General features: G+C 73.3%; 4 protein-coding genes. 1 reads left to right on the top strand and 3 read right to left on the bottom strand.

The window, feature by feature from the left end:
- The 3 genes from AA75_RS35775 to AA75_RS35765 all read right to left on the bottom strand — a co-directional run.
- Positions 1 to 524 (bottom strand): NADH-quinone oxidoreductase subunit C (locus tag AA75_RS35775; RefSeq protein WP_033824563.1); only part of this gene is annotated, 524 nt, incomplete at its 3' end.
- Positions 521 to 1,144 (bottom strand): NADH-quinone oxidoreductase subunit B, encoded by a 624-nt coding sequence (locus AA75_RS35770; RefSeq protein ID WP_033824562.1) that lies wholly within the window; start codon positions 1,142 to 1,144, stop codon positions 521 to 523. The genes AA75_RS35775 and AA75_RS35770, both read right to left, overlap by 4 nt.
- Positions 1,135 to 1,542, bottom strand: a complete 408-nt coding sequence (locus AA75_RS35765) for an NADH-quinone oxidoreductase subunit A (protein ID WP_033824561.1) — start codon at positions 1,540 to 1,542, stop codon at positions 1,135 to 1,137. Before AA75_RS35765 ends, AA75_RS35770 begins: the two co-directional genes overlap by 10 nt.
- A 282-nt stretch (positions 1,543 to 1,824) precedes the next feature.
- Between AA75_RS35765 and AA75_RS35760 the strand changes: the two genes are divergently transcribed.
- The gene (locus AA75_RS35760; RefSeq protein ID WP_051814029.1) at positions 1,825 to 3,012 is read left to right on the top strand and encodes a sensor histidine kinase; all 1,188 of its coding nucleotides are present in this window, start codon (positions 1,825 to 1,827) and stop codon (positions 3,010 to 3,012) included.
- The last annotated feature ends 180 nt before the right edge of the window (positions 3,013 to 3,192 follow it).

Genomic DNA, 3,192 nt, shown 5'->3' with positions numbered 1-3,192 from the left:
CCGGGCGGCTGCATCTTGCGGCGGGCCGGTCCGTCGCCCTCGGACTCGCCCGGCTCCTTGGCGCCCGGCCAGGCCTTGGCGACCCGGGCAGCGAGCACGAAGTCCTTGCGCAGCGGGTGGCCCTCGAAGCCGTCCGGCAGCAGCAGGGTGACCAGGTGCGGGTGCCCGGCGAAGTCGATGCCGAACATCTCGTTGGTCTCCCGCTCGTGCCAGCCGGCTCCGGCGTAGACCTCGACGGCGGTCGGCAGCACGGCCTTGTCCCGCGGGATCCGGGTGCGCAGCAGCAGGTGGCGGACGGTGCCCGCGCCGGGGGCGGCGAGGTGGGCGCAGACCGCGTAGCCGTCGGCCAGCTCGTCGACGGCGCTCAGCCAGTCGAAGTAGCTCAGGCCCAGGCGGTCGCGGGCGGCGGTGAGCGCCTCGATCCAGTGCTCGGCCGGGACGTCGACGGTGAGCAGCTGGTACGCCTCGGCGGCGGTGGCCCACTCGCCGATCTCGGCGGCGGTCTCCTCGGGGGTGCGGCTCATCGGTCCGCCTCCCCGGGGCCGGCCACCAGCGGGCGGCGCAGCGCGGAGACGGGCGCGGCGTAGCGCTCCGGCAGCGACTCGGCGGCGATCTTCTCCTGGAGCTTGAGGATGCCCTGGAGCAGCGCCTCGGGCCGGGGCGGGCAGCCGGGCACGTAGACGTCGACCGGGATGATCTGGTCGACGCCCTTGGTGACGGAGTAGGAGTCCCAGTAGGGGCCGCCGGAGTTGGAGCAGGCGCCGAAGGAGATCACGTACTTGGGCTCGGGCATCTGCTCGTACAGGCGCTTGACGGCCGGGGCCATCTTGTCCGTGACGGTGCCCGAGACGATCATCAGATCGGCCTGGCGGGGGCCCGGCGCGAACGGAATGACACCCATCCGGATGAAGTCGTGCTTGGCCATCGACGCCGCGATGAACTCGATCGCGCAGCAGGCGAGGCCGAAGTTGAAGCACCAGAGGCTGTAGCGGCGCCCCCAGTTGAGCACCACCTTGACCGGGTCCGGCGCGAGCCGGGCCAGCGGGCCGAGCCGGCGCTGCTCGACCGCGGCGCCGGGGCGCGCGGGGTCGGGCATCCCCAGCGGTACGGGCCCGCCGGAACCGTGCGAGTGGGTCACGTCCATTCCAGAACGCCCTTCTTCCAGGCGTAGAGCAGTCCGACCGCGAGGAAGGCGATGAAGACGAACATCTCCACCAGGGTGGCCGCGCCGTAGCCGGCGGCGGCGAACACCGTCGCCCACGGGAACAGGTAGATCGCGTCGACCGCGAAGATCACGTACAGGAACGCGTAGACGTAGTAGCGGACCTGGGTGTGCGCCCAGCCCTCGCCCACCGGGTCGACGCCGCACTCGTAGGTGAGCAGTTTCTCCGGCGAGTACACCGCCGGGCGCAGCAGGCGGTTGGCGGTGAACGCCACCGCGACGAACAGCACGCCGATGACCGCCAGCAGGCCTACCGCCGCATACGCGTCGAAGTAGCCGCTGCCCACGGCAGGGTCGGCAGCCACCAGCTGCCCCTCCATGCGTTCGCCTCCACATCGGGCCGCCCGGCCGGGCCCGGGGCCCGGCAGGATCACCGCTCTTCTTTACACACCCATAACCATCGCTACGGCGTGAGTCTAAGTGCACGGCCTCGCTGATCCCGCACCTGCCCGGTCCTCAAGACGGCGACCGGGCACCCTACCCGCGGGTACGGGGTGGTGGGGTTATCCCCCGGGAGCGAACGGAGATCACCCCCATGGCCCCGGGGCCGCCGCTACCGGGATGCTGGGTGCCACCTGGTCGATCGAGAGGGTGGAAGTCGGATGGATACCGCGGAGCACCGGCCGGCGCAGTCGCGCCGCCCGTCCCTGTACGGGGCGCAGCTGTGGGGTCAGGTCCAGCACCTGCTGCTGAACCTGCCGGTGGGGATCGCCGGCTTCGTGTTCACCGTGACGACGCTGACCGTGGGCCTCGCCCTGTCGGTGACCGTGCTCGGCCTGCCGCTGCTGGCCGCCGGGCTGGCGGGCTGCCGGGGGCTCGGACGGGTCGAACGGACCAGGGCGCGGGCCGCGCTCGGCAGTACGGCCGAGGAGCCGGGCCCGCTGGTGCAGCGCCGCAGCGGGGTCTCCGGCTGGGTGATCGCCCTGTTGACGGACTCGCTGGGCTGGCGGTCGGCACTGTTCAACGTGGTGCTGTTCGTGTGGGGGCTGATCAGCTTCACGGTGACCCTGGTGCTGCTCGTGGTCGGCTGGCCGGTGCTGCCCTGGGTGGTGCGCTGGATGGCCGCGCTGGAGCGGATGCTGGTGGAGAGCCTGCTGGCGCCGAACGCGCTGGTGCAGCGGGTGCACGAGCTGGAGGACGACCGGGGCGCCGTGGTCGACACCGCCGCCGCCGACCTGCGCCGGATCGAGCGGGACCTGCACGACGGCGCGCAGGCCCGGCTGGTCGCGCTGGCGATGGACCTGGGCCTGGCGAAGGAGAAGCTGACCGAGACCGACACCCCGGAGGGTGTCGCGGCGGCCGCTGCGATGGTGGGTGCGGCGCACGGCGAGGTCAAGCTCGCCCTGCAGGAGCTGCGCGACCTGGCCCGGGGCATCCACCCGGCCGTGCTGACCGACCGCGGCCTGGACGCGGCGCTGTCGGCGGTGGCGGCGCGCTGCACGGCGCCCGGCGGGGTCAAGGTGCACGTCGACCTGAAGGGCGCCGAGCGGCCGGACTCGGCGGTGGAGGGGATCGCCTACTTCACCGTCAGCGAGCTGCTCACCAACATCTCCAAGCACGCGGGGGCGCGCTCGGCGACGGTGGACGTCTGGCGGGTGGAGGACCGGCTGATGCTGCTGGTGCAGGACGACGGGCGGGGCGGCGCGGCGGCGTACCCGGGCAGCGGGCTGGCCGGGCTGGCGGAGCGGATCGACGCGGTGGACGGGGTGTTCCTGGTGGAGAGCCCGGCGGGCGGTCCGACCGGGGTGACGGTGGAGCTGCCGTGGCGGACCAGGGCGGCCCGTCCCTGACCGGGCGGGGCCGCGGCCGGGCGTGGTTCGGGCCCGGCGGTCCGCCTCCCATGTGTGCGCGGTCCGCCGGGCCCGGGTCCGGTGGGTGGTGCCGGTCGCGGAGCCCCGTCAGAGGCTGCCGAGGGTGACGTCGACGGTCTTGGTCTGCCCGTCGCGCTGGTAGGTCACGGTGACCTTGGC

The sequence above is a fragment of the Kitasatospora sp. MBT63 genome (genome assembly GCF_000710465.2).
GTDB lineage: Bacteria > Actinomycetota > Actinomycetes > Streptomycetales > Streptomycetaceae > Kitasatospora.
Note: the sequence above shows the minus strand (reverse complement) of the source record. Positions and strands in the feature narration are given on the sequence as shown.